The sequence below is a fragment of the Acidovorax sp. Root70 genome, from assembly GCF_001428225.1.
Classification (GTDB): domain Bacteria; phylum Pseudomonadota; class Gammaproteobacteria; order Burkholderiales; family Burkholderiaceae_C; genus Acidovorax.
In genome coordinates, this window is record NZ_LMHQ01000028.1 from 89,009 (window position 1) to 114,069 (window position 25,061).

Annotated in this window: 20 protein-coding genes; 7 read left to right on the top strand and 13 right to left on the bottom strand. The window is 64.5% G+C overall.

Annotated elements, in window-relative coordinates; translation table 11 throughout:
• The first annotated feature begins 18 nt into the window (after nt 1-18).
• Entirely contained in the window at nt 19-708 is a 690-nt protein-coding gene (gene rpiA / locus ASD94_RS15075; RefSeq protein WP_056644330.1) for a ribose-5-phosphate isomerase RpiA, read from the top strand.
• A gap of 146 nt (nt 709-854) precedes the next feature.
• Here rpiA and ASD94_RS15080 read toward each other — a convergent pair whose 3' ends face one another.
• The 5 genes from ASD94_RS15080 to ASD94_RS15100 form a co-directional block, all read right to left on the bottom strand.
• On the bottom strand, nt 855-1,499 hold the full coding sequence (locus tag ASD94_RS15080) for a glutaredoxin family protein (RefSeq protein WP_056644332.1): 645 nt from the start codon (nt 1,497-1,499) through the stop codon (nt 855-857).
• A 65-nt stretch (nt 1,500-1,564) separates the two neighbouring features.
• A complete protein-coding gene (locus ASD94_RS15085) occupies nt 1,565-3,610 on the bottom strand; it encodes a M3 family metallopeptidase (RefSeq protein ID WP_056644334.1) in 2,046 nt (681 codons plus the stop codon).
• A gap of 69 nt (nt 3,611-3,679) precedes the next feature.
• On the bottom strand, nt 3,680-4,534 hold the full coding sequence (gene folD / locus ASD94_RS15090; RefSeq protein ID WP_056644336.1) for a bifunctional methylenetetrahydrofolate dehydrogenase/methenyltetrahydrofolate cyclohydrolase FolD: 855 nt from the start codon (nt 4,532-4,534) through the stop codon (nt 3,680-3,682).
• Between the two features lie 73 nt (nt 4,535-4,607).
• On the bottom strand, nt 4,608-5,234 hold the full coding sequence (locus ASD94_RS15095) for a response regulator transcription factor (RefSeq protein WP_056644338.1): 627 nt from the start codon (nt 5,232-5,234) through the stop codon (nt 4,608-4,610).
• Complete coding sequence (locus tag ASD94_RS15100; protein ID WP_056644340.1) at nt 5,231-7,792, bottom strand: PAS domain S-box protein; 2,562 nt, start codon at nt 7,790-7,792, stop codon at nt 5,231-5,233. Before ASD94_RS15100 ends, ASD94_RS15095 begins: the two co-directional genes overlap by 4 nt.
• A gap of 167 nt (nt 7,793-7,959) precedes the next feature.
• Here ASD94_RS15100 and aceE point away from each other — a divergent pair, with 167 nt between their 5' ends.
• From aceE to ASD94_RS15125, 5 genes are all read left to right on the top strand, one after another.
• Complete coding sequence (aceE, locus tag ASD94_RS15105) at nt 7,960-10,668, top strand: pyruvate dehydrogenase (acetyl-transferring), homodimeric type (RefSeq protein WP_056644341.1); 2,709 nt, start codon at nt 7,960-7,962, stop codon at nt 10,666-10,668.
• A gap of 19 nt (nt 10,669-10,687) precedes the next feature.
• A complete protein-coding gene (gene aceF / locus ASD94_RS15110) occupies nt 10,688-12,409 on the top strand; it encodes a dihydrolipoyllysine-residue acetyltransferase (RefSeq protein WP_056644343.1) in 1,722 nt (573 codons plus the stop codon).
• Between the two features lie 19 nt (nt 12,410-12,428).
• Nucleotides 12,429-14,279 carry a dihydrolipoyl dehydrogenase gene (lpdA, locus tag ASD94_RS15115; RefSeq protein ID WP_056644345.1) on the top strand — a complete coding sequence of 617 codons (1,851 nt, stop codon included), beginning with the start codon at nt 12,429-12,431 and terminating at the stop codon, nt 14,277-14,279.
• Nucleotides 14,280-14,324: 45 nt separating this feature from the next.
• Nucleotides 14,325-14,546, top strand: a complete 222-nt coding sequence (locus tag ASD94_RS15120) for a DUF3079 domain-containing protein (protein ID WP_056644347.1) — start codon at nt 14,325-14,327, stop codon at nt 14,544-14,546.
• 277 nt (nt 14,547-14,823) lie between these two features.
• Nucleotides 14,824-16,245: an aspartate kinase gene (locus ASD94_RS15125; protein ID WP_056645034.1), complete on the top strand. Its 1,422-nt coding sequence runs from the start codon at nt 14,824-14,826 to the stop codon at nt 16,243-16,245.
• A 109-nt stretch (nt 16,246-16,354) separates the two neighbouring features.
• Here ASD94_RS15125 and ASD94_RS15130 read toward each other — a convergent pair whose 3' ends face one another.
• The 7 genes from ASD94_RS15130 to ASD94_RS15160 all read right to left on the bottom strand — a co-directional run bounded on the left by ASD94_RS15130 (nt 16,355) and on the right by ASD94_RS15160 (nt 22,732).
• Complete coding sequence (locus tag ASD94_RS15130) at nt 16,355-17,722, bottom strand: four-carbon acid sugar kinase family protein (protein ID WP_056644349.1); 1,368 nt, start codon at nt 17,720-17,722, stop codon at nt 16,355-16,357.
• 3 nt (nt 17,723-17,725) lie between these two features.
• On the bottom strand, nt 17,726-19,006 hold the full coding sequence (locus tag ASD94_RS15135) for a ribulose-bisphosphate carboxylase large subunit family protein (protein WP_056644351.1): 1,281 nt from the start codon (nt 19,004-19,006) through the stop codon (nt 17,726-17,728).
• A gap of 74 nt (nt 19,007-19,080) precedes the next feature.
• A complete protein-coding gene (locus tag ASD94_RS15140) occupies nt 19,081-19,623 on the bottom strand; it encodes a VOC family protein (protein WP_056644354.1) in 543 nt (180 codons plus the stop codon).
• Nucleotides 19,624-19,717: 94 nt separating this feature from the next.
• Nucleotides 19,718-20,518, bottom strand: coding sequence for a transporter substrate-binding domain-containing protein (locus ASD94_RS15145; RefSeq protein WP_056644356.1), 801 nt, complete (start codon nt 20,516-20,518; stop codon nt 19,718-19,720).
• Between the two features lie 50 nt (nt 20,519-20,568).
• Complete coding sequence (locus ASD94_RS15150; protein ID WP_056645036.1) at nt 20,569-21,351, bottom strand: amino acid ABC transporter ATP-binding protein; 783 nt, start codon at nt 21,349-21,351, stop codon at nt 20,569-20,571.
• 14 nt (nt 21,352-21,365) lie between these two features.
• Nucleotides 21,366-22,052, bottom strand: a complete 687-nt coding sequence (locus ASD94_RS15155) for an amino acid ABC transporter permease (RefSeq protein WP_056644358.1) — start codon at nt 22,050-22,052, stop codon at nt 21,366-21,368.
• The gene (locus ASD94_RS15160) at nt 22,049-22,732 is read right to left on the bottom strand and encodes an amino acid ABC transporter permease (RefSeq protein ID WP_015014010.1); all 684 of its coding nucleotides are present in this window, start codon (nt 22,730-22,732) and stop codon (nt 22,049-22,051) included. Before ASD94_RS15160 ends, ASD94_RS15155 begins: the two co-directional genes overlap by 4 nt.
• Nucleotides 22,733-22,961: 229 nt before the next feature.
• On the opposite strand from ASD94_RS15160, the gene ASD94_RS15165 reads away from it, so the two are divergent.
• Complete coding sequence (locus ASD94_RS15165; RefSeq protein ID WP_056644360.1) at nt 22,962-24,008, top strand: LacI family DNA-binding transcriptional regulator; 1,047 nt, start codon at nt 22,962-22,964, stop codon at nt 24,006-24,008.
• Between the two features lie 21 nt (nt 24,009-24,029).
• On the opposite strand, the gene ASD94_RS15170 is transcribed toward ASD94_RS15165, so the two are convergent.
• A complete protein-coding gene (locus tag ASD94_RS15170; protein WP_056644363.1) occupies nt 24,030-24,980 on the bottom strand; it encodes a DMT family transporter in 951 nt (316 codons plus the stop codon).
• Nucleotides 24,981-25,061: the final 81 nt, after the last annotated feature.

The window sequence follows — 25,061 nt, forward strand, 5'->3', positions numbered from 1 at the left end:
TACCACCGATTTTCTCCCATGACGACCACCACTCCCCTGACCCAAGACGAACTCAAGACCCTGGTAGGCCAAGCCGCGCTGCAATACGTGGTGCCTGGCGAGATTGTGGGGGTGGGCACCGGCTCCACCGTGAACAAGTTCATTGACGCCCTGGCGGGCATGAAGGACCAGATCAAGGGCGCGGTGTCCAGCTCGGTCGCCAGCACCGAACGTCTGAAGGCGCTGGGCATTGCCGTGTTCGATGCCAACGAAGTGCCATCGCTCTCGGTCTATATCGACGGCGCGGATGAGATCGACGGCCAGGGCCACATGGTCAAGGGCGGCGGCGCTGCACTGACCCGCGAGAAGATCGTGGCGGCGCTGGCTGGGCGTTTTGTGTGCATTGCCGATGAGTCCAAGCTGGTGAAAGCCCTGGGCCAGTTTCCGTTGCCGGTGGAAGTGATTCCGATGGCTGCCAATCACATTGCGCGACGTTTTGCGGCCATGGGCGGACAGGCCAGCCTGCGGCTCAAGGATGGACAGCCGCTGGTGACCGACAACGGCCAGCACATTCTGGACGTGAAGGGCCTGTCCATCACTGATCCACTGGCATTCGAGTCAGAGATCAACCAATGGCCGGGTGTGGTGACCGTGGGTGTGTTTGCCCACCAGAAGGCATCCGTATGCCTGCTGGGCACGGCGCAGGGCGTGAAGACGATTACCTATTGATGACGGAATGACATTGGTTGGGACAACCCGCCAACTGTTTCCTACCTGTTGATGGGAGCCAATGCAAAAAGGGCCTGTGAAGGCCCCTTTTGTTTGGTGAATGGATTGGGCGGCTGCCCGGAAGCGGCAGCTACTGCATCACGATGTCAGAACCGGATGCCAGCCGGATTGCTAGGCGTCGGACCATCCTTGACTGGTGGAGGGGGGACTGGCCGTGCAGGCTCTTTCGGTTCTGCGGCGGGTGCAGCCTCCACCGGCTTGGCCGCAACCAGTGGCGCAGGTGCTGGTTGGCGGTAGTTGCCGGGCAACTGGGATTGCTTGGGGTAACCTGCCGCGTCGAGGTACTGGACCCATTCGGCGTCTGAAAAGCCCACCAGTTGCTGCCCGCCGATGGTGCCAAAAGGCAGACTCGTACTGCCACTCAGGCGTTGCAGCGCGGCGATGTCCTCATTGCTGGCCACGGTGCGCTCGGTATAGGGCACGCCGCGTGACGTGAGCAGGTTGCGCAAGCTTCCGCAAGGCGCGCAATCGCTGCCGGTGTAGATGGTCACAGGGTACCGGTTGGCAATCTGCCGTAGCTCATAGGGCAACGCTCCATTGGCTGTGGCAGGGCTTGCTGGCGCTGCACTGCTGCGCACTGGTGGGGCACTGGCCTCAGCGGGGGGGCGGTCCGAAAAAGTCACCTTGCCGTCGGGCCCGACAATGCGATAGACGCCTTGGGCCTGCGCACCCACACAAGCCAGGGCCATCAGCAAGGAGGCAGCGGCAGGGGCGAACGTAGTACGGGACATGCGGGTTCTCCTCATTCTTGTGGACTGTGACTCTCGTGGGGCAATCTGCTATTCGCTATTCGCAGTTAGGCGGGCATTTCTTCCGCCATGCCCTGGTGGCGCAGCAAGGCATCCAGGCTGGGCTCCCGGCCGCGGAAGGCCTTGAAGGACTCCATGGCGGGGCGGCTGCCGCCCGCTTCCAGAATGGTCTCGCGGTAGCGCCGCCCGGTTTCGGTGCTGGGCAGCCCGTCGCTGCCGGCAGTTTCTTCAAAGGCGGCGTAGGCGTCGGCGCTGAGCACCTCGGCCCACTTGTAGCTGTAGTATCCGGCCGCGTAGCCGCCTGCAAAGATGTGGCTGAACGTGTGAGCCGTGCGGCTGAAGGGAGGCGGTTGCAGTACGGCCACTTCCTGACGCACCTGGGTCAGCAGGGGCATGAAATCCTGAGCCGGGTCGTGCTCGGTGTGCAGCAGCATGTCAAACAGTGCAAACTCGATCTGGCGCAGGGTCTGCATGCCGCTCTGAAAGTTCTTGGCCGCGATCATCTTGTCGAACAGCGCGCGTGGCAGCGGCTCGCCGGTGTCGACATGGGCCGTCATGTGCTTGAGCACGTCCCATTCCCAGCAGAAGTTTTCCATGAACTGGCTGGGCAGCTCCACGGCGTCCCATTCCACACCGCCGATCCCGGAGACATCGCGTTCGTTCACCTGGGTGAGCATGTGGTGCAGTCCATGGCCAAATTCATGGAACAGCGTGATCACATCGTCATGCGTCAGCAGCGGCGGCTTGCCATCCACACCGTCTGCAAAGTTGCAGACCAGGTGAGCGATGGGCGTTTGCAACACGCCTGTATCGGGGCGCTGCCAGCGGGTACGCACGTCGTCCATCCAGGCACCACCTCGCTTGCCGGTGCGCGCAGGCTGGTCGAGGTAGAACTGGCCTACCAGTTGACCGTTGCGCTCGATGCGATAGAACTCCACGGCCGGGTGCCACACGGGGGCCGAGTCGCGGCGGATGGACACTTCAAACAGTGTCTCGATGATCTTGAACAGGCCTGCAAGAACCTTGGGCGCCGTGAAGTAGGCCTTGAGTTCCTGTTCGCCGAAGGCGTAGCGGGCTTCCTTGAGCTTTTCAGAAATGTAGGGCCAGTCCCAAGGCTGCGGGTCGCCCAGGCCCAATTGTTCTGCAGCAAAGAGGCGCAGGTCGGCCACGTCCTTTTCGGCATAGGGGCGGGCGCGGCGCGCCAGGTCACGCAGGAAGCGAATGACCTCGGCAGGCGACTTTGCCATCTTGGGCACTACCGACACTTCGCCAAAATTGGCATAGCCCAGCAACTGGGCTTCTTCGCGGCGCAGGGCCAGAATTTCGCCGATCAGCGCCGTGTTGTCGAACTTCAGGCCGTCGCCCACGGCCTGGTCCGAGGCGCGGGTGGCATAGGCACGGTACATCGTGGCGCGCAGGTCGCTGCGGGTGGCAAACTGCATCACCGGCAGGTAGCAAGGCATCTTCAGCGTGAGCTTGTAGCCTGGTTTGCCTTCTGCCTGCGCGGCGGCCAGCGCCGCCTGTTGCACATCGGCAGGCACGCCGTCCAGCTCTCCGGCGGTGGCGTAGTAGGCAAAGGCGTCGGTGGCGTCCAGCGCGTTTTCGCTGAACTTCTGGCTCAGCTCGGCCTGACGTTCCTGAATCTGGGCAAACCGGTCTTTGGCTGCGCCGGTCAACTCGGCGCCACTGAGAACGAAATTGCGCACGGCATTGAGATGCGCCTGACGCTGCTCGGGCGTGAGCGTGGCGGGGTCGATGGCCTTGTACTTGGCGTACAGGCGTTCGTCAGCACCCAGGCGGGTCCAGAACTCGGTCACGCGGGGCAGGGCGGCGTTGTAGGCAGCGCGCAGTTCAGGGGTGTCTGCCACGCTGTTGAGGTGGCTGACGGCTCCCCAGGCACGCCCCAGTTGCTCGGTGGCCACGTCCAGCACCTTGGCAATGGCGTCCCAGCGGGCAGGAAAGTCGGGCGCCGTGACGGTCTCCAGGGCCTGGTTGGCACGCTCCAGCAGCACATCGACCGCAGGGGCTACGTCCTGGGGGGTGATGCGGTCAAAGGCGGGGAGGTCGGAGAAGTCGAGGAGGGCGTTGCTCATGCGGGGTTAGATGGCGCCGGGCGGCGCAGGTTCAAGTTGCAAAGCGGCTGGCGTCTTCCCCGGGCGCGTTCAGCGCGCGGCGGCCCGCTCGGCGGCTTCGAGGGTGTTCACCAACAGCATGGTAATGGTCATGGGGCCAACCCCGCCAGGCACGGGGGTGATCCAGCCCGCGACCTCTTTGACGCCGTCAAAGTCCACGTCGCCGCAGAGCTTGCCGTCGGCCTTGCGGTTGATGCCCACGTCGATCACGATGGCGCCTGGCTTGACCATGTCGGCTGTGAGTGTGTTGGCACGGCCCACCGCTGCCACCACGATGTCGGCCTGTCGGGTGTGGTAACCCAAGTCAGGCGTGCCGCTGTGGGTGACCGTGACGGTGGCGTTGGCCTGCAGCAGCAGCAGGGCCATGGGCTTGCCCACGGTGTTGCTGCGGCCGATCACCACGGCGTGCTTGCCCTTGATCGATTGACCCGTGGACTCGATGAGCTTCATGCTGCCGTAAGGCGTGCAGGGCCGGAAACCCTCCAGCCCAGCCATGAGTTCACCGGCTGACAATACCGAGTAGCCATCCACGTCCTTGGAGGTGGCGATGGCCTCGATGACCTTGTGCGGGTCGATGTGTTTGGGCAGGGGCATCTGCACCAGGATGCCGTGCACTGCGGGGTCGGCGTTGAGGGCCTCGATGCGCGCCAGCAGTGCGGCTTCGCTCAGGTCGGCGTCGTACTTCTCAAAGATGGAGCGCACGCCGCTGTCTTCGCAGGCCTTGACCTTGTTGCGCACATAGACGGCGGAGGCTGGGTCTTCGCCCACCAGAATCACCGCCAGCCCCGGCTGGTGGCCGCGGGCGGTGAGGGCGGCGGCGCGTTGCGCCACCTCGCTGCGAAGTTGGCGGGAAAGTGCGTTGCCGTCGATGAGTTGGGCTGTCATGTCAGAAAATACGAGTCAAAATGGCTGATAGCGCTAGTGAAATATGCGCTGGTAGCTATCAAAATTAGAGCGATCAACCCTTGGGCGCGTTTTGGCCCAGAGCGATCTTGAGCAGGTCGGCCACGGTGTTGGCGCTGAGCTTCTCCATGATGTTGGCGCGGTGCGCTTCCACCGTCTTGATGCTGATACCCAGGTCGTCGGCGATCTGCTTGTTCAGGCGCCCGGCCACGATGCGTTCGAGCACCTGGGCCTCGCGGCTGGTGAGCTTGGACAGCAGCGCATCGCGGCTGGCGGCCTGCTGGTAGCCGGCAAAGGCTTCTCGTGCGTGGTCCAGCATGCGTTCGACCAGACCAACGAGTTCTTCTTCGTCAAAAGGCTTCTGGATGAAGTCCAGCGCGCCCTTCTTCATGGTGTTCACGGCCATGGGCACGTCGCCGTGGCCGGTGATGAAGACGATGGGCAGGGGCGATTTGCGCTCGATGAGGCGATCTTGCAGCTCCAGGCCGGTCATGCCGCCCATGCGGATGTCGACGATCAGGCAGGCGACTTCGCGCGGGTCGTAGCGTGAGAGAAAGGTCTCGGCCGAATCAAAGCAACGTACCCGGTAGTCCTTGCCTTCCAGCAGCCACTGCAGGGAGTCGCGAACTGCTTCGTCGTCGTCCACAACGTAAACAGTGCCTTTTTTCGGAATCAAGCTCATGCAACAGTCCTTGGGTTTTGTTCGTTTGCTACAGAATTTGTAGTGGCATCAGCAGGCTTGGCGAGCGGCAGCCAGAAGGAGAACCTGCAGCCTGTGACCTCCGGGCCATTGTAGAGGTTCTCCGCCTGCATCCGGCCCTGGTGGGACTCGACGATGCTGCGGCACAGATTGAGGCCCATGCCCATGCCTTCCTGCTTGGTGGAGAAGAAGGCCTCGAACAGGCGCTCCAGCACTTCAGGGGCCAAGCCTTTGCCGGTGTCCTGCACCGAGAACTCGACGACCTGGCGGTCATCGATCTGCTTGGGCACCACGCGCAGCTCCACGCTGCGGTTGGCGGCGGGGCGGTCGGCATGCTGGATGGCTTCGGCGCCGTTCTTCATCAGGTTGACGAGCACCTGCTCGATCAGGATGGTGTCGGCCATCACCTGGGGCAGGCGCGCGGCCACATAGTGCGTCAGGCGCACGTTGTGGCGGCGCAGTTCGATGTCGGCCAGCTCGACGGCCTCGTTCACCATGGAATGCACATCGGCCAGCGTGCGGTTGGGCTCGCTCTTCTTCACAAACGACCGGATGCGCTGGATGATCTGGCCCGCGCGCTGCGCCTGGTGGGCCGTTTTTTGCAGGGCCGTGAGCAGGGCTTCCTCGGTGAGCTGGCCGCTCTGGATGCGCGAGACCATGCCGCTGCAGTAGTTGTTGATGGCCGTGAGTGGCTGGTTGAGTTCGTGCGCCACGCTCGACGCCATCTCGCCCATGGTGATCAGGCGGCTCACCGACTGCGCGCGCTCGGCCTGCCGTTGGGCCTGTTCTTCGGCCAAGCGGCGGGGGGTGATGTCGGTGGCAATCACCATCTGCGCAAGGCGGCCGTCCACCCAGTTCAGGTAGCGCGAACGCACTTCCAGCCACTTGCCCAGGTCGGGCAGGTAGATTTCTGCATTCTCGCTGCGGGCGCTGGTCAGGGTGTCGGTGGGTAGGCCCATGAGGCCGTCCTCATCATCCATGCCGCTTTGCTCCTTGCCCGCAACCGGCACCACGCCCGCCTGCGCCACCAGTTGCAGGTGCCCGCCGGTTTGCGACCCGAACCACTGGCGGTACAGCTTGTTGGCGAACAGCAGTTCTTCGCTGCCCAGCGGGGCCACTGACACCGACGCATCGAGCGACTCCAGCACGATGGTGAAGCGCTCGTGTGAGGCCGACAGCTGTTCACGGATGCGGTTGGGCTCGGTGATGTCGGTCATCGACGTCATCCAGCCCGTCTGCTGGCCGTGGGCGTCGATCAGGGGAGACACATACAGGCGGGCGTCGAACAGCGTGCCGCTCTTGCGCTTGACGCGCACCTGAAAGCCGCCCGCCATGGTGTTGCCGCGCAGTTCGTCGCGGAGCTTGGCCTGCAGCGTCTCGTGGTCGGCGTCGGGCCAGTAGGGAAAGGGCGCCTTCAGACCCACCAACTCTTCGGCGCTCCAGCCGGTCATCTGGCAGAAGGCGGCGTTGACGTAGCTGATGCGGCCCTCCAAATCCAGGGCGCGCATGCCGGTGAGGATGGAGTTTTCCATTGCCCGGCGAAAGTTGGTCTCGGCCACCAGCGCCTCCTGCGTCCGCATGCGGCGACGGGTGTGACGCCAGGTGGCAATCAGCATCCAGGCGGTCATCGCGCTCAGGGTGCCCACCAGCCAGAACAGGCCACTGCCCACCACGCCCAGCGAGGTACGGTAGGCCTGCGCGCGCAGCACCAAGCCATTGCCGACGGGAGAGACTGGCACCTCGTACTCGTTGGCCTTGGGTGTCCAGGGCAGCAACTGCGTGGCCTTGTTGCGCGGGCCCAGTGGTGTGCCCGCCAGCACCTGGTTCTTGCTGTCGAGCAGCGTCACCGCATAGCGCGCCAGCACCTCGGTCGGGGTGCCGTAGCGCAGCAGGCTGTCGATGGAGTATTCGCCCAACACTACGCCGCTGAACTTGCCCTGGTTGTTGAGGGGCACCTGCAACTGCAACAGCGGGGTTGCATCGCCCGATGTGGCGGCTGGCTGCGCATACACCGGTTGCTGCAGGTCCCGCGCCAGGCCAAAGGTGTCAGCCGTTTCGCCGGACTTGAGCACCTCGCCCGCGATGCGCAGCTCCCCGCTGGCCAGCGTCGGGGCCGCCTGGCTGGCGCGGATGCGTCGGCGGTCGTCGATCCAGGTGATGGCCTGCAGCTCGGGGTATTGGCTGATCAGGGCCTCAGCACGGCTGATGAACTCGGCGCGGCCCAGGTCCTGGTTGGACACATCGCGCGCGATGCGCATGAGCTGCTCCTGCCGCTCCAGCAGCCGCAGACGCACGCGCTGTTGGGCGTATTCCACATCGCGCCGCAGGGCTTCTTGCTCGCGCTCGGCTTCCTCGGCGCGCAGGTACCAGAACGCCGCAACGATCGCGGCCAGAAACATCAGCACCGCGGCCAGCGGGGCGAGGGCGGCAAAACGGTCTTGCCGGGTGGGCGACAAACCGCGCCACCACTTGCGCCACCAGCGTATCGGCGCAGCCACGGGCGCGGCCGTGGGGGAGGGGGCGGTGGGCATCGAATCCATGCCTGAAGTGTAGAGGAGCCCTGGCAGCGCCCCTGTCTCTCAGTGAATGTGCGTTTGCAGCAAATTATTGCAATATGAAATGAATAGGCACCATTTGAAATTGAAGAAAAATATGCGAAACTAGAGCCAACGTACTAAATTGCTGCCACACCTACAGGAGACAAAGCATGTCAGCTCAGCCCGACCCTCAGGCCGGTTTCGGCATCGGTTCCGACACCGACCAGCAAGAAACCCGTGAATGGATGGACGCGCTGTCCGCCGTGATCGACAAGGAGGGCCCGGAGCGCGCCCACTTCCTGCTGGAACAGCTTCTTGAACACGCCCGCCAGAGCAGCATCGATCTGCCGTTCTCTGCCAACACGGGTTACGTCAACACCATCGAACCCGAAAAAGAGGCGCACTGCCCCGGCAACATCGCCATCGAAAAGCGCCTGCGCGCCTACATGCGCTGGAACGCCATGGCCATGGTCGTGCGCGCCAATCGCCTGAACCCTGCCGACGGCGGTGATCTGGGCGGCCACATTGGCTCGTTCGCCTCGGTGGCCAGCATGTTTGGCGCGGGCTTCAATCACTTCTGGCATGCAGCCAGCGAAGACCACGGCGGCGATCTGCTCTACATCCAGGGCCACAGTGCGCCCGGCATCTACGCCCGCGCCTACCTCGAAGGCCGCCTGAGCGAAGAACAGCTCGACAGCTTCCGCCAGGAGGTGGACGGCAAGGGCCTGTCCAGCTACCCCCACCCCAAGCTGATGCCCGAGTTCTGGCAGTTCCCCACGGTGTCCATGGGCCTGGGCCCGCTGATGGCCATCTACCAGGCGCGCTTCCTCAAGTACCTGCATGCCCGTGGCATCGCAAACACCGAAAACCGCAAGGTCTGGGTGTTCTGCGGCGACGGCGAGATGGACGAGCCCGAATCGCTGGGCGCCATCGGCCTGGCCGCGCGTGAGAACCTGGACAACCTGGTGTTCGTCATCAACTGCAACCTGCAGCGCCTGGACGGCCCGGTGCGTGGCAACGGCAAGATCGTGCAAGAACTCGAAGGTGAGTTCCGTGGCGCAGGCTGGAACGTGATCAAGCTGCTGTGGGGCAATGGCTGGGACGAGTTGCTGCGCCGCGACAAGAGCGGCAAGCTCAAGCAGCTGATGATGGAAACGCTGGACGGCGACTACCAGGCCATGAAGGCCAACGACGGTGCCTTTGTGCGCAAGAATTTCTTCGGCAAATACCCTGAGACGCTCAAGCTCGTCGAGCACATGACCGACGAAGAGGTGTTCGAACTGCGCCGCGGCGGCCACGAGCCCGCCAAGGTGTACGCCGCCTTCCACGCGGCCAACGAGCACAAGAACCAGCCCAGCGTGCTGCTGGTCAAGACCGTCAAGGGCTACGGCATGGGCAAGGCCGGTGAGGGCAAGAACACCGTGCACCAGACCAAGAAGCTGTCGGACGAAGACATCAAGTACATCCGCGACCGCTTCAATATCCCGATCCCGGACAGCCAGCTGGCCGATATTCCGTACTACAAGCCGGCCGACGACACACCGGAAATGCAGTACCTGCACGAGCGCCGCAAGGCCCTGGGTGGCTATCTGCCCAAGCGCCGTCCCAAGGCCGAAGAGCACTTCACCGTGCCCGCCATCGAAACCTTCAAGGCCATCCTGGAGCCCACGGCCGAAGGCCGCGAAATCTCTACCACGCAAGCCTACGTGCGCTTCATCACGCAACTGCTGCGCGACCAGGCTCTGGGCCCTCGCGTGGTGCCCATCCTGGTGGACGAGGCCCGTACCTTTGGTATGGAAGGCCTGTTCCGCCAGATCGGCATCTACAACCCCAAGGGCCAGCTCTACACACCGGTCGACCGCGACCAGGTGATGTACTACAAGGAAGACAAGGCCGGCCAGATCCTGCAAGAGGGCATCAACGAAGCCGGCGGCATGGCCAGTTGGATCGCTGCGGCAACGAGCTACAGCACGAACAACCGCATCATGGTGCCGTTCTACGTGTACTACTCGATGTTCGGCTTCCAGCGCATTGGCGATCTGGCCTGGGCAGCGGGCGATATGCAGGCGCGCGGCTTCTTGCTGGGCGGCACATCGGGCCGCACCACGCTGAACGGCGAAGGCCTGCAGCACGAAGATGGTCACAGCCACATCCTGGCCAACACCATCCCCAACTGCGTGAGCTATGACCCCACCTTTGCCCACGAAGTCGCAGTGATCATGCACCGCGGCCTCAAGCGCATGGTCGAGCAGCAAGAGAACGTTTTCTACTACATCACGCTGCTCAACGAGAACTACAGCATGCCGGGCCTCACGGCGGGTACCGAAGAGCAGATCATCAAGGGCATGTACCTGTGCAAGCCCGGTGCCGAGGGTGACAAGCGCGTGCAGCTGCTGGGCTCGGGCACCATCCTGCGCGAGTCGCTGGCTGCTCAAACCCTGCTGGCCGCCGACTGGGGCGTGCAGGCCGACGTGTGGAGCTGCCCCAGCTTCAACGAACTGACCCGCGAAGGCCAGGACGCCGACCGCTGGAACCTGCTGCACCCGCTGGAGACACCGCGCGTGCCGTTCGTGGCGCAGCAACTGGGCACCAGCACCGGCCCCGTGGTCGCATCCACCGACTACATGAAGGCCTATGCCGAGCAGATCCGCCCCTTCATGCCCAAGGGCCGCAACTACAAGGTGCTGGGCACCGACGGCTTTGGCCGCAGTGACTTCCGCAGCAAGCTGCGCGAGCACTTCGAGGTGAACCGCCACTACATTGTTGTGGCCGCCCTCAAGGCGCTGAGCGAAGACGGCGTGCTGCCTGCCGCCAAGGTGGCAGAGGCCATTGCCAAGTACAACATCCAGGCCGACAAGATCAACCCGCTCTACGCATAAACCGAACGGAGACAGAACAATGGCATTGGTCAACATTCAAGTCCCGGACATCGGGGACTTTGACGAAGTGGGCGTGATCGAGTTGCTGGTCAAGGTGGGTGACACCGTGAAGGCCGAGCAGTCGCTCATCACGGTCGAATCCGACAAGGCATCGATGGAGATCCCGTCCAGCCACGCGGGCGTGGTCAAGGAACTCAAGATTGCGCTGGGCGACAAGGTCAAGCAAGGTTCGGTGATTGCTGTGGTGGAGTCTGCTGACGCGGGTGCTGCATCAGCCCCGGCGGCTGCACCGGCTCCTGCAGCTGCAGCTCCCGCTCCCGCAGCTCCCGCTCCCGCCCCAGTGGCGGCACCTGCACCGGCTCCTGCTAATGTGGCCCCTGCGGCTGCAGGCCCCGTCGAAGTGCGCGTGCCCGACATTGGCGACTTCAAGGACGTCGCCGTCATCGAGATGCTGGTCAAGGTCGGCGACACCATCAAGGTCGAACAATCGCTGTTCACCGTCGAATCCGACAAGGCCTCCATGGAGATTCCTTCGCCCGCAGCCGGCGTGCTCAAGGAGCTCAAGGTCAAGATTGGCGACACGGTCAACATCGGTGACCTGGTCGCCATGCTGGAAGGCACGGCGGCTGCACCTGCACCTGCACCTGCACCTGCGCCCGCACCTGCACCTGCGCCCGCTGCCGCTCCTGCACCTGCTGCGGCCGCTGCGCCCGTGGCTGCCCCTGTGGCGGCTGCCGCAGCCCCCGTCGCTGCCACGGCCTCCGTGGCCGTACCCGCCCACCAGCCCGGCACCCCCACGGCAGGCCTGCCCCACGCTTCGCCTTCGGTGCGCAAGTTCGCCCGCGAACTGGGTGTGCCCATCGACGAAGTCAAGGGCACCGGCCCCAAGGGCCGCATCACCCAGGACGACGTGGCTGCCTTCACCAAGCAGGTGATGGCAGGCGCCGTGCAGACCAAGGCCCAGGCGGCCAAGGCGCCTGCAGCGGCCTCTGGTGGCTCTGGCGTAGGCCTGGACCTGCTGCCCTGGCCCAAGGTGGACTTCACCAAGTTCGGCCCGGTGGAGCGCAAGGACCTCTCGCGCATCAAGAAGATCAGCGGTGCCAACCTCCACCGCAACTGGGTCGTCATCCCGCACGTCACCAACCACGACGACGCGGACATCACCGACCTCGAAGCCTTCCGCGTGCAGTTCAACAAGGAAAACGAGAAGAGTGGCGTCAAGGTCACCATGCTCGCCTTCATGATCAAGGCCGCCGTGGCCGCGCTCAAGAAGTTTCCCGAGTTCAACAGCTCCCTCGACGGCGACCAGCTGGTGATGAAGAACTACTTCCACATCGGCTTTGCGGCCGACACGCCCAACGGCCTCGTCGTGCCCGTCATCCGCGACGCTGACAAGAAGGGCATCGTCCAGATCTCGCAAGAGATGGGTGACCTGGCCAAGAAGGCGCGCGACGGCAAGCTGGGCCCGGCCGACATGACGGGCGGTTGCTTCTCCATCAGCTCGCTGGGTGGCATTGGTGGCCGTTACTTCACTCCCATCATCAACGCGCCTGAAGTCGCCATCATGGGTGTGTGCAAGAGCAGCTTGGAGCCCCAATGGGACGGCAAGCAGTTTGCGCCGCGCCTCATGCTGCCCCTGTCGCTCAGCTGGGACCACCGAGTGATCGACGGCGCCGCCGCCGCACGCTTCAACGTGTACTTTGCCTCGCTGCTGGCGGACTTCCGCCGCATCGTGATGTAACGGAAGGGCAAGACACACCATGGCAATCATCGACATCAAGGTGCCCGACATCGGCGACTTCGCCGAAGTGGCCATCATCGAAGTGCTGGTCAAGCCCGGCGACACCATCAAGGCAGAGCAGAGCCTGATCACCGTAGAGTCCGACAAGGCCTCCATGGAGATCCCCTCCAGCCATGCCGGCGTGGTCAAGGAGCTCAAGGTCAAGCTCGGCGACAAGATCGCCGAAGGCGCGGTGGTGCTGACGCTGGAAACGTCGGATGCGGCCGCCGCACCGGTGCCTGCTGCTCCCGCTCCCGCAGCAGCATCTTCAGAATCAAAACCGGCTGCAGTGCCTGCTGCGCAAGCGTCAGCAGCTCCTAAAATAGAAGCGTCCAGCTTCGGTGGCGCGGCCGATCTGGATTGCGACGTGCTCGTGCTCGGCGGCGGCCCTGGCGGCTACAGCGCCGCCTTCCGCGCGGCCGACCTGGGCCTCAAGGTCGTCATCGTCGAGCGCTATGCCACCCTGGGCGGCGTGTGCCTGAACGTGGGCTGCATCCCGTCCAAGGCGCTGCTGCACGTCGCAGCCGTCATGGACGAGGTCAGCCACATGGCTGATCTGGGTGTGGACTTTGGCGCGCCCGCCGTCAACATCGACAAGCTGCGCGGCCACAAAGAGAAAGTCATCGGCAAGTTGACTGGCGGCTTGGCCGCCATGGCCAAGATGCGCAAGGTGACCACCGTGCGTGGCTACGGTGCTTTCGTCGGCGCCAACCACCTCGAAGTGGAAGAAACCACCGGCACCGCGCAGGAGAAGACGGGCACCAAGAAGGTCATCGCCTTCAAGAAAGCCATCATCGCCGCCGGCAGCCAGGCCGTGCGCCTGCCTTTCATGCCCAACGACCCGCGCGTGGTCGATTCCACCGGCGCCCTGGCGCTCAAGGAAGTCCCCAAGCGCATGCTCATCCTGGGCGGCGGCATCATCGGCCTGGAAATGGGCACCGTCTACAGCACGCTGGGCGCTCGCCTGGATGTCGTCGAGATGATGGACGGCCTGATGCAGGGCGCTGACCGCGACCTCGTCAAGATCTGGCAAAAGATGAACGCCAAGCGCTTCGACAACATCATGTTGAAGACGAAAACCGTCGGTGCCGAGGCCACCCCCGAAGGCATCAAGGTCACCTTCGCGCCAGCGGAAGAGGGCGGCACCGCCCCCGAGCCGCAGGTGTACGACCTGGTGCTGCAGGCCGTGGGCCGCACGCCCAACGGCAAGAAGATCGCCGCCGAAAAGGCCGGCGTCGCCGTCACAGACCGTGGCTTCATCAACGTTGACATCCAGATGCGCACCAACGTGCCGCACATCTTCGCCATCGGCGACATCGTGGGCCAGCCCATGCTGGCGCACAAGGCGGTGCATGAGGCACATGTGGCGGCTGAAGTCATTGCTGGCGAACTGCAGGGCAACAAGGAGCTGGCATCCGCCGCCTTCAACGCCCGCGTGATCCCGTCGGTGGCCTATACCGACCCCGAAGTGGCCTGGGTGGGCCTCACCGAAGACCAGGCCAAAGCCCAGGGCATCAAGGTCAAGAAGGGTCTGTTCCCCTGGACAGCCTCCGGCCGCGCCATCGCCAACGGCCGCGACGAAGGCGTGACCAAGCTGCTGTTCGACGACTCGCCCGAAGCCCATGGCCACGGCAAGATCCTGGGCGGCGGCATGGTCGGCACGCATGCGGGCGACATGATCGGCGAGATTGCGCTGGCCATCGAGATGGGTGCCGACGCAGTGGACATCGGCAAAACCATCCACCCGCATCCCACGCTGGGCGAGAGCATTGGCATGGCGGCGGAGATTGCCCACGGCAGTTGCACCGACGTGCCACCGCAGCGCAAGTAACGCAGCCATCGACAGGAGCCCGGCAACACGGTTTGGAGAAGCGCCATGGCCGTCGTCAAGAAGTTTCCCAAAGCCCCCGCCCACCCCGAGCGGGTGTGCTGGGGTTGCAACCTCTACTGCCCGGCCAAAGACATGCGCTGCGGCAATGGCTCTGACCGAACGCAGCACCCTGCGGAACTGTTTGGCGACGACTGGGACCAGTGGGGGCTGGACGCAGAAGAGGCCCAGACTGTGGCTGAGCCCGCACCCGAGTCAGCAAAGTCCTGAGAACCGCCCGCGCATACCCTATGCCAGTGCTCCAGAAGCCGTACGGTTGTGCAGACCGTGCGGCTTTTACTTTTTGCTCTGGCGCCTGGGATCGGTGGGGCCAACATAGCCAAGGCGCCGTGGGCCCTGGTGGCGGTGCGGAGATGCGCGCCTCTTGGCATTGCATCAAAACGGCCGGGGTAAAAAGTGGTGGAAAATATAGGGTTTGCTGCCGCTGTGCTACGAGGGGCAGCACATCCGCCCGGCTTTCCACTTTTTTGCTCCCTTGAGCCTGTCCATGCAAGACGTTCAAAACTCCAAGATCTCTGTCGAGAAGATCGGCGGCACTTCCATGACCGCCTTTGGCGATGTGCTGCGCCACATCGTGCTGCACGACCCCAAGCGCATTAACGGCCGGATCTACGTGGTGTCCGCCTACTCGGGCGTGACCAACCAGCTGCTGGAGCACAAGAAGACGGGTGAGCGCGGCATCTATGCCCTGTTTGCCGAAGGCAAGGGTTACCAGGATGCGTTGACGCAACTGGCTGCCAGCCTGAAAAAACTCAACGCCGGCTATGCCGACCTGGGCCTGCCACTGGATGTGGCCGATGCCTTTATTGACCAGCGCATTGCCCAGGCACGTGAGTATCTGAACGCCATGCAGCACGTGCTGGCCAGCGGCTATTTGAGCCGCAAGGACGTGTTGCTCGCGGCGCGTGAAGTGCTGGCCTCGATTGGCGAATCGCACAGCGCGTTCAACTCAGTCGAGATCCTTAAGGCCAACGGCGTCAACGCCATCTTGATGGACCTGGCCGGCTTTGACGATAACGAAGCCTGGACCATTGACGAGCGCATCGCCAACAGCTTCAAGGGCATCGACCTCTCCGACATGGTGGTGGTGGCCACGGGTTACACCAAGGGCACCGAGGGCATCATGCGCGAATTTGACCGGGGCTACTCCGAAGTCACCTTCAGCAAGATTGCCGTGGAAGTGCGCCCCGCCGAGGCCGTGATCCACAAGGAATTCCACCTCTCGTCTGCCGACCCCAATCTGGTGGGTCTGGAAAACGCCATCGTGGTGGGCGCCACCAACTACGACGTGGCCGACCAGCTGGCCGACGTGGGCATGGAAGCCATCCACCCCAAGGCCGCCAAGCCCATGGAGCTGGCAGGCATCCCGATCCGCCTGAAGAACACCTTTGAGCCCGACCACCCCGGCACGCTGATCACCAAGGATTTTGTGGGCGAGCGCGCACGCGTGGAGATCGTCACGGGCACCGACAAGGTCACGCTGATCGAGATCCACGACCCCAGCATGGTGGGCACCGTGGGCTTTGACGCGGGCCTGATGAACGTGTTCTGCAAGCACGATGTGAGCTACATCCTGAAGGCGACTAACGCCAACTCCATCGCTCATCTGGTGTGGGACAACCAGGTCACGCCCGAACTGGTGGCCGAGCTGCAGGAGGACTATCAGGTCGTGACGATCAAGCCCAGCGCGATCGTGTGCACCATCGGCTCCAACATCGGCATCCCTGGCGTGCTGGCCAAGGCCGCGCAGGCGCTGGCCGATGCGCGGGTCAACGTGAACTGTGTGTCCCAGACACTGCGCCAGGTGAACATGCAGTTCGTGATCGAACGCGAGGACTACAAGACCGCGATCAAGGCGCTGAACATGGCGCTGTGCGTGAACTCGGGGACCCCGGTTCCGCGCGTGTGATGGGATGGCGGTGGGCGTGCCTGCCGCATTGCTTTTCCCTCAGGCCTTCGCGCAAGGCCTGCCCAGTAGCCCGCCATGTGCGGGCTTTTTTATCGCCCGGATATTTCCGTCAGCCCGCGCCCAGCAGTCTTTCGAAAAGGTCCGCTCCACCCATCTGTCCCCCCTTGAGCATCAGCTCCAGCCCGTCGCGCGACGGATCGGTACTGTGGGCGCGGCTCAGCGTGACCCCGGGGCAGACCGTGGTTTGGTACGACAGCCCCCACAGTTGCAGCGCCTGCACAGCGTGGCTGGAGGTGTCACCCCCCGCAATGCCAATGCGCCTCAGCGGCGGCGTGCCGTTGTCGGCCTGCGCCTGCACCACGCGGGCGACCAGGGCCGCACTGGCGGGGGCGACGGCCGCCGAAGCGCCACTGGACGGAGCAGAAGCGCCGGTCGCGGGACCGGTGTAGGCCAGCACGTGATGGCCCTGCTGCAGCCCGGCGCATATCGCGCGTTGGGTGGCCTGGGCGTAGTCGGTGTCATGGGTCAGCCGGTGCGCGTCCACCGGGATGCGCTGATAAGACGTTGCGGCCTGGACCTGGGCCGCTGTGATGGGTGACAGGCTGCCCGCCCAGGCGAACACAGGGCCAGGCGATGGTGCCAAGGCAGGGGCGGGTTGGCTGGTCTGGGTGCCCCAGCACGCGATCAGCGCCTGGGCCACGGAGCTGGGCCCCACAGCGAGCAAGCGGGCGCGCTGGGCTTGTTGCCACAGCAGGCGCCCCACGCTGGCCAGCTGGTCTGCACTGGTCAAGTCCAGCAGCGTAGGCACGAATGGCGTGTCGGACACCTCGGGCGCAGCGGTCGCGCCATGGCCCAGCAGAGTGCTCAAGGCGCTGGGCAAGGCGACTGCATTCTGCCCGGTGTCTGCTTCGTACAGCGGGTAATGCAGTGCCGTGATGCCCTGCAAACCTTGTTGCGCCAGGTGCACCCGCAAGTCGGCTTCTGCCATGGGGGTCACCGGGTGCCGGTGCATCGTCGGGTGCCGGTCAATGCGATAGACGGCCCCCCCCGTGCCGGCTGCGGCAAACAGGTTGCTGAAGGCGCAGTATCTGCCCAGGCTGGGCTGGCCGCCGAGGATGGGTACCCAGCGGTTGCCCACGCTGGGGTGCAGCGTCTGGATGGCGCAGGCAATGTTGCCGACATGGGGTGCACTGTCGAAGGTGGAGCACACCTTGTAATGCAACACGGTGGGCGCGATCTGCCTGAAAAAGCGGCTCACGGGAGCCAGTTCGGCGCGCATGGCCTCGGGCGGCATGGCGCGCGCTGCGCCTGCAATGCCCACGGCGTCCAGCGGCCCGGCGGCGGTCAAAGCTTCTGCGCTGGGCACGCCCATGAACAGCATGGACCGCAGGCCCGCCTGGGCCAGCACGGCCAACGTGTCCGTGGCGCCCGTGAAGTCGTCGCCATACCAGCCAAACCGGGGAGCTGTGATGGACATGGTTCAGTGCTTCTTGCCAAAGAAGTCGATGGCGTGGCGCAGTTCGACGGCATGTGCCGCCCGCTGGGCCAGCGTCTCGCCGTTTTGCACCGCGTCCCAGGCCTGCTGCAGGCTGGCCACGCCGGCGGCGGGGCCATCGGGGTGGGCCAGGATGCCGCCGCCGGACATGAACAGCAGGTCGTTGCTGCGCACGCTGTCCCAGGTGGCGGGCACCGTGCCGGCCCACTGGCCGTTGGAGAAGGCGGGCAGCACGCGGTCGTCCAGCCCTTCGCACAGCGGGGCCAGGGTGTCGTGGGCGGATTCGATCACTTCCTCATCGGTCTGCGAGAACTTGCCCTGCAGGCCGTGCACATGCATGTGGTCCACACCCGCCAAGCGCCACAGCGTCTGCCAGGCATTGAACGAAAAGCCCAGCAACGGGTGGCGCGACAGGGCGCCGTAGCCGTTGCGGTGGCCGTGCAGCACCAGCGGGGTGTGGCGGCGCAGCGTCTGCACGGCGGAGTAGCCGCACCAGTTCAGGCTGGCCATCACACAGCTGCCGCCCTCGGCCGCGATCAGGTCGGCATGGCGGCGCATGGCATCAGTCTCGTCGGTGATGTTGAACGCCACCATCACCAGCTTGCCGGTCTTGTCCTGGTGGGCGCGCACACGGCGCATCACGGATTTCACGCGGTCGGCCAGCGGGGCGTGCACCGGGTTGGCGCACACCTCGTCATCCTTGATGAAGTCCACCCCGGCGGCGCACAGGCGGCCCGCCAGGTCACCCGTTTCCTCGGCCGACAAACCGACGTTGGGTTTGATGATGGTGCCGATGAGCGGGCGGCCCTGCACGCCGGTCAGCGCGCGTGTGCCGCTGATGCCCTGGCGGGGCATATCAAACTGCTCGCGGTAGGCGCGCGGCAGCTTCATCGACTCCAGTCGCAAGCCGGTGACCTCGCCCAGGTCGAACAGGTTGCCCGACACCGTGGCGGCCAGCGTCGGCAGATTGGGGCCGATGTTGCCGCAGGGAAAGCTCACGCGCAGCCGGGCGCGCTGCCAAGTCTGTGGTGTGCCGAACATCCCGCGCCGCTGCATCCAGCCATTGGGCAGCGACGGCGCGGGCGCCACGTCCAGCAGCTCGATGGATTCGACCGTGGCGCGGGCGCGTTCGCGCAGCGCATCGGTCTCGCCCTCCACCCGGGTGAAGGTGCCACACGATTGCTCGCCCGCCAGCACCTCGGCCACGTGGGCGGGGTCCAGCGGGGTTTCGATCAGGTAGGTGGCTTCAAAGCGGTCTGGGGACATGGGCAGAGTGCACTATGGTTTTGATAGCTGTTAGCGCTTTATGGACAGGCGGTAAAGGGCTATTGGGCTTGAAATCAGATTTTGGAGAGGTCCGGAAAGGGGCGCACCGGGTCGGTCTTGCCATCCCAGGTTTCCGACTCGGCGCGGATCAGGTCGAACATGCGGCCTTTGGGGCCAGCCACTTCCGACAACTCGATCACCGTACCGGGGTGGTATTCGGTGTCGAAGTAGACGAAGCGGCCTTTCTCGCCCACCTCGCCACTCATCACCGCCTTGAAGCCCTGGGCTGTCAGGCGCGCCAGGTCGGCGTCGTAGTCGCTGGTCCAGTAGGCCACGTGCTGCAGCCCGGTGCGCCCGGCCTGCAAAAAGTCGCGGTACATCGATGGCACGTCGTTGCGGGTCTGGATCAGCTCGACCTGCACGTAGCCCGAGTTGGCCAGCGCCACCGAGTTGTGCGGCTCGTGCGACTCGCCCCGGTAGACGTAGTTCTTGATTGGAACCTTGGGGTTGTAGAACCAGGGGCCGACGCCCAGGGTCTTGCTCCAGTAGTCCATGGCGGCTTCGATGTCGTGGACCACATAGCCCAACTGGCGGATGGCGCCGAAATGACGGCTCATAAGAATTCCTTTGGTGGTGATAGGTCGGGGCAGGGCAGCGCTGAACGGGGCATTGCCCACCGCCCGTCACTCGCCTTTGCCTACGGTGCAGCGCTTACTTGGCGCCGTCGATGATTTCCTTGGGGATCGGCACGCCCGCATACTTCAGGTGGATGTCGTTGAGCTTGCCGTTGGTCAGGTTGGTCTTGATCCAGCCGTTGACGGCCTTCATCAGCTCGGGTTGGCCCTTGCGCATGGCCATGCCCAGCTGGTAGGACTGCAGGATGAACTTGGTCTCGAACTCGCGGGCGGGGTTCTTCTTGGCAATGGCCGCGATGATGGGCGGCGTGATGGCCACGACGTCGGCCTGGCCCGTGGCGGCGGCAGTGATGGAGGCGGATTCGTCGTCAAAGCGCACCACCTTGGCCTGCGGCGCGCGCTCGGTCAGGATCTTGTCCTGTGGGCCGCCGCGCGTCACGGCCACCGTCTTGCCGGCCAGGTCGTCGATGCTGGCGAGCTTGAGGCTCTTGGGCGCGCCCACGGCCGCCTGGATGGCCCCGTAGGGCATGGAGAAGTCCACGGCCTTCTGGCGCTCCGGCGTGATGGAGAGCGACGAGATGATCAGGTCCACCTTGTTCGACAGCAGGTTGGGGATGCGCGCGGAGTTGGTGGTGTTCACAATCTCCAGCGTCAGGCCCAGGTCCTTGGCCAGCAACTCGGCCGCTTCCACGTCCGAGCCCACGGGCTTCATCTTCTCGTCCACATAGCCATAGAACGGCGCGCCAAAGTCAATGCCCACGCGCAGTTTGCCGGCGGACTTGATCTCGGCCAGGTCTGCCATGGCGGGCAGGCACAGGGCGGCTGCGGCGGTGGCGAGCAGGGCGCGGCGCAGGATGCGGGTGCGGGAAGCGGTCATGTGAAATGTCTCCTGGTGGTTTTTGGCAAGGGAATCAAAAAAGGAACGGATCACAGCCCGTGCGACAGAAAGTCGCGCAGCTCGGCCGTTTGCGGGTTTTTCAGCATGTCGCCGGGGCCGGTCTCCCAGACCTTGCCCTCATGCATGTAGATCACGGTGTCGGCCACGCGCGCGGCGAATTCCATCTCGTGCGTGACCAGCACCATGGTCATGCCGCCCTGTGCCAGCGATTCGATGACGCGCAGCACCTCGCCGGTGAGCTGCGGGTCCAGCGCCGAGGTCACTTCGTCGAACAGCATGACCTGCGGCTCCATCGCCAGCGACCGGGCAATGGCCACGCGCTGCTGCTGGCCGCCCGAAAGCTGCTCGGGGTAGGCCTGGGCCTTGTCGGCCAGGCCCACCTGCTGCAGTGTGCGTGCGGCAATGGCACGCGCCTGGGCGGCGGGCAGGTTCTTGACGGCCTTGGGCGCCAGCGTGATGTTCTGTTCCACCGTGAGGTGCGGGAACAGGTTGTAGCTCTGGAACACGATGCCCACGTCCTGGCGCAGCTGGCGCAGGTCGATGGCCGGGTCGTGCACCGCGTGGCCGCACACGTGGATGGCTCCGCTGTCGATGATCTCCAGCCGGTCGATGCAGCGCAGCGCCGTGCTTTTGCCCGAGCCGCTCTTGCCAATGATGGCCACGACCTGGCCTTTGGGAATGGCGAACGACACGCCCTTGAGCACCTGGTTGCTGCCAAAGCTCTTGTGCACATCCTTCAGCTCAACGACGGTGTGCGCAGGCGAAGCCACTGACTGGGAGGGTTGCACGGCAGCGTCTCGGGCGAGGTTCATGGTGTCTTCTCGTTTCATGCGGTGGTCACAGAAGGGGTGGCTGTGCCACGGTTTCCAAACTGCTGGCGCTGCTCCAGCTTGCGGCTCCAGACCGACAGCGGGTAGCACATCGCGAAGTACACGATGGCAATCAGCAGGTACACGGTGAACGGCTGGAAGATGGAGTTGTTGATGAGCTGCCCGGCACGCACCAGCTCGATGAACCCCACGATGGACGCGAGCGATGTGTTCTTGACGATCTGCACCATGAAGCCCACCGTGGGTGGCGTGGCAATGCGCACCGCCTGGGGCAGCACCACCAGCCGCATGCGCTGGGTGCGCGACAGGGCCAGGCATTCAGCCGCCTCCCACTGCGTGCGCGGCACCGATTCGATGCAGCCGCGCCAGATCTCGCCCAGGTAGGCGCTGACGTAAACAACCATCGCGATGCTGGCGGCCACGATGGCGGGCAGCTCCAGCCCCATGATGGACAGCCCGAAGTAGCACAGGAACAGCACCACCAGCAACGGCGTGCCCTGGATGATCTGGATCCACGCAATCGTGGCCCAGCGCACCGCCTTGATGGGGCTGACGCGGCACAGCGCAATCACGCCCCCGGCCAGTCCGCCGCCCACAAAGGCGATCAGCGACAGGCCGATAGTCCACAGCGCGCCGAACAGCAGGTACTGCAGGTGGTAGGCATTCAGTCCACCGTCGATCATTTGGCGCTCCTCAGTTTGCGTTGGCGCGTGAACACGATCTGACCAAACAGCCACAGCCCGGCGCGCATCAGCAGCGACAGCACCAGGTAGGCCACGGCGACCAGGATGTAGGCCTCGAAAGGACGGAAGGTTTCGGACTGCACGCGGGCCGCGATGGCCGTAAGCTCCTCCACCGAGATCTGCGAGGTGATGGAAGAGGCCAGCATCAGCAGCACGAACTGGCTGGTGAGCGCGGGGTAGACCTTCTCCATGGCAGGGCGCAGCACCACATGCCAGTACACCTGCCGTCGCGTGAGGCCCAGGCATTCGGCGGCCTCGATCTGGCCCTTGTGGATGGAGTCCATGCCGGCGCGCATGATTTCGCAGGTGTAGGCCGCCACGTTGATCACCAGCGTCAGCAACGCCGCCGCAAACGCAGGCACCTTCCAGCCCAGGCTGGCGAGGCCGAAGAACACCAGGAACACCTGCACCAGCAGCGGCGTGTTGCGCAGAACCTCCACATAGGCGCCACAGGCCTTAGCCACCCAAGGCGTGTGGCCGCGCCGGCCAATCGCCAGCAGTGTGCCGCCCACAAAACCGATGACGGTGGCCGGGAAGGACAGCAGGATGGTCATCCAGGCCCCTTCCAGAAACTGGGGCCAGTTCGCCAGCACGCTGGCAAAGTCGAATTCGTATTGCATGGAGCCGCAGCAGCGATCTAGCCCAGGCGGGCGGTGCAGGGCCAGCGTCGGCGGAAGGAAGAAGGGCTATCAGGCATGGGCTTGTCTCCTGTGCAGTCGGTCTGTGCCGCCGCAATCTAGGGTTTGTACTGATCGAATTTGATGCCTTTCGGCACCGAAGCTGCAGTGATACTATCCGCAGAATCCATCAAATACCAGCAAATTCAATGATGGGTTTTGATTGATTTTTATGTCCAAACACCCCCGCATCCCCGATATCGCCCAGTTGTCCGGCGTCTCCACCGCCACGGTGGACCGGGTGCTCAACCAGCGCGCCGGGGTACGCAGTGCCACCGTGCAGCGCGTGATGCAGGCGGCCATCAGCCTGGGGTATTTGCCGCAGGCAGAGGCGCACGCGACGCTGCAGGCCCAGCCACAGCCCCTGCGTTTGATGGTGCTGATCCCCGAGGGCAGCAACCGCTTTTTGCAGATGCTGGGCGATGTGATCGGCTACGCGCAGGAGCATTGGGCACCGTTCAACGTGCGCTGCCAGGCGGCCTACATTGAGAGCTTCAACCCCGAAGCCCTGGCCCGCGCGCTGCTGCACCATGGCAAGCGCTGCGACGGCATTGCGTTCATGGCGCTGGAGCACCCCGTGGTGCGTGAGGCCGTGGCCCAACTGGCCGAGCAGGGTGTGCCCACCGTCACGCTGATCTCGGACCTGTCGAGTTCGCGCCGGGCGGCCTATGTGGGCCTGGACAACCGTGCGGCGGGCCGCACCGCCGGCTACCTCATTGCCCGCTTCATGGGCCCGCTGGCGCATAGCCGCAACGCCCGCGTGGCGATGATCGTGGGCTCGCTGCGCTACCGCGCGCACGAGGAGCGCGAGGCAGGCTTTCTGCACTTGTTCGAAGAACAATTCCCTTTGGTGCAAGTGGTAGGTGTGCGCGAGGGCCAGGACGACGCCGAGCGCAACTACCAGCAGGCACGCGGTCTGCTGGAGCAGCACCCGGACCTGGCTGGCATCTACAACATCGGTGGCGGCGCCGAAGGCATCGGCCGCGCCCTCAAGGAGGCTGGGCTGGAGCACAAGGTCGTCTTCATCGGCCATGGCCTCACGCCCGACACCCGCGCGCTGCTGATCGACGGCACCATGGATGCGGTCATCACCCAGAACCCGCTCGGCGCGGTGATGAACTGCGTGCGCATCTTTGCCAACCTGCGGGACGGGCGGGACGCCACGAGCGGCGTGGAGGCCACGCGCAGCCAGGTCATCTTTCGGGAAAACCTGCCCTAGCCGGTCCTGCAGACGGCGGGCCTACATCGCAGGCTTTGCAGCCTTCGGCAAGGGTGGGGGTGCGCTGCGGCGCCCGATCAGCATCACCCCCGCGAGCACCAGTGCCGCACCACCCATCTGCCACCAGGTCAACGGCTCGCCCAGCAACCAGACGCCAAAAAAGATCGTCAGGATGGGGCCCAGCGTGCCGATCAGCGCGGTCTTGGAGGCACCGATGCGGCGGATCGCGGCCGAGGTCATGAACACCGGCAACACCGTGGAGAACACAGCCATGCCGAGCGCATGCAGGTAGACCGGCGCGGGCTGCACCAGCGCTCCCGCAGGTTGCGAGACCACAAAATGCAGCAGCGTGGCGCCCGTGGAGACCAGCATCGCCAGCGCCGTGAAGCGCGCCGCGCCCATGCGCCGGATGGCGGGCTCGCTGCCCGCCTGGTAGAACGCATACGACACGGCCGAGCCAAACACAAACCCTGCGCCCACCAACACGGCGTGCGAATCGCCCGCCACATGCAGGTCGTGCGCAAAGGCCAGGCCAATGCCTGCGTAGGACAACAACAGCGCACTCAACTCGCGCCGGGAGGCCCGCTTGCCCATGAACAGCACGCCGATCACGATGGTGAGCGTGGGGTAGGTGAAAAGGATCAACCGCTCCAGGCTGGCGGTGATGTACTGCAGGCCGATGAAGTCGAGAATGCTCGCGCCGTAGTAGCCCAGCAGGCCCAGCGCCACGATGGCCAGCCAGTCGCGCCCGGTCAGCGGAGCCAGGTTGCGGCTGGCGCGCCAACCCACCCAGGCGAACACGGGCACCGAAAACGCCATGCGCAGGCACAGCAGGGTGACGGAATCCACCGGCACGGCCTGGGGTACGGCATAGGCCAGTTTCACAAAGATGGCTTTGAAGGAGAAGCCCAGCGCTGCGAGGATGGCAAGGGCAAGGCCGAGGCGTTCGGAGGACCAGTTTTTCCAGGGCATGTATCGGGTTAGCACATTTCGTACGGTTATGCCGAACGATTTGCGTACTTTGTATCGGGAAGGCTGGCATCCTGCCTCTGA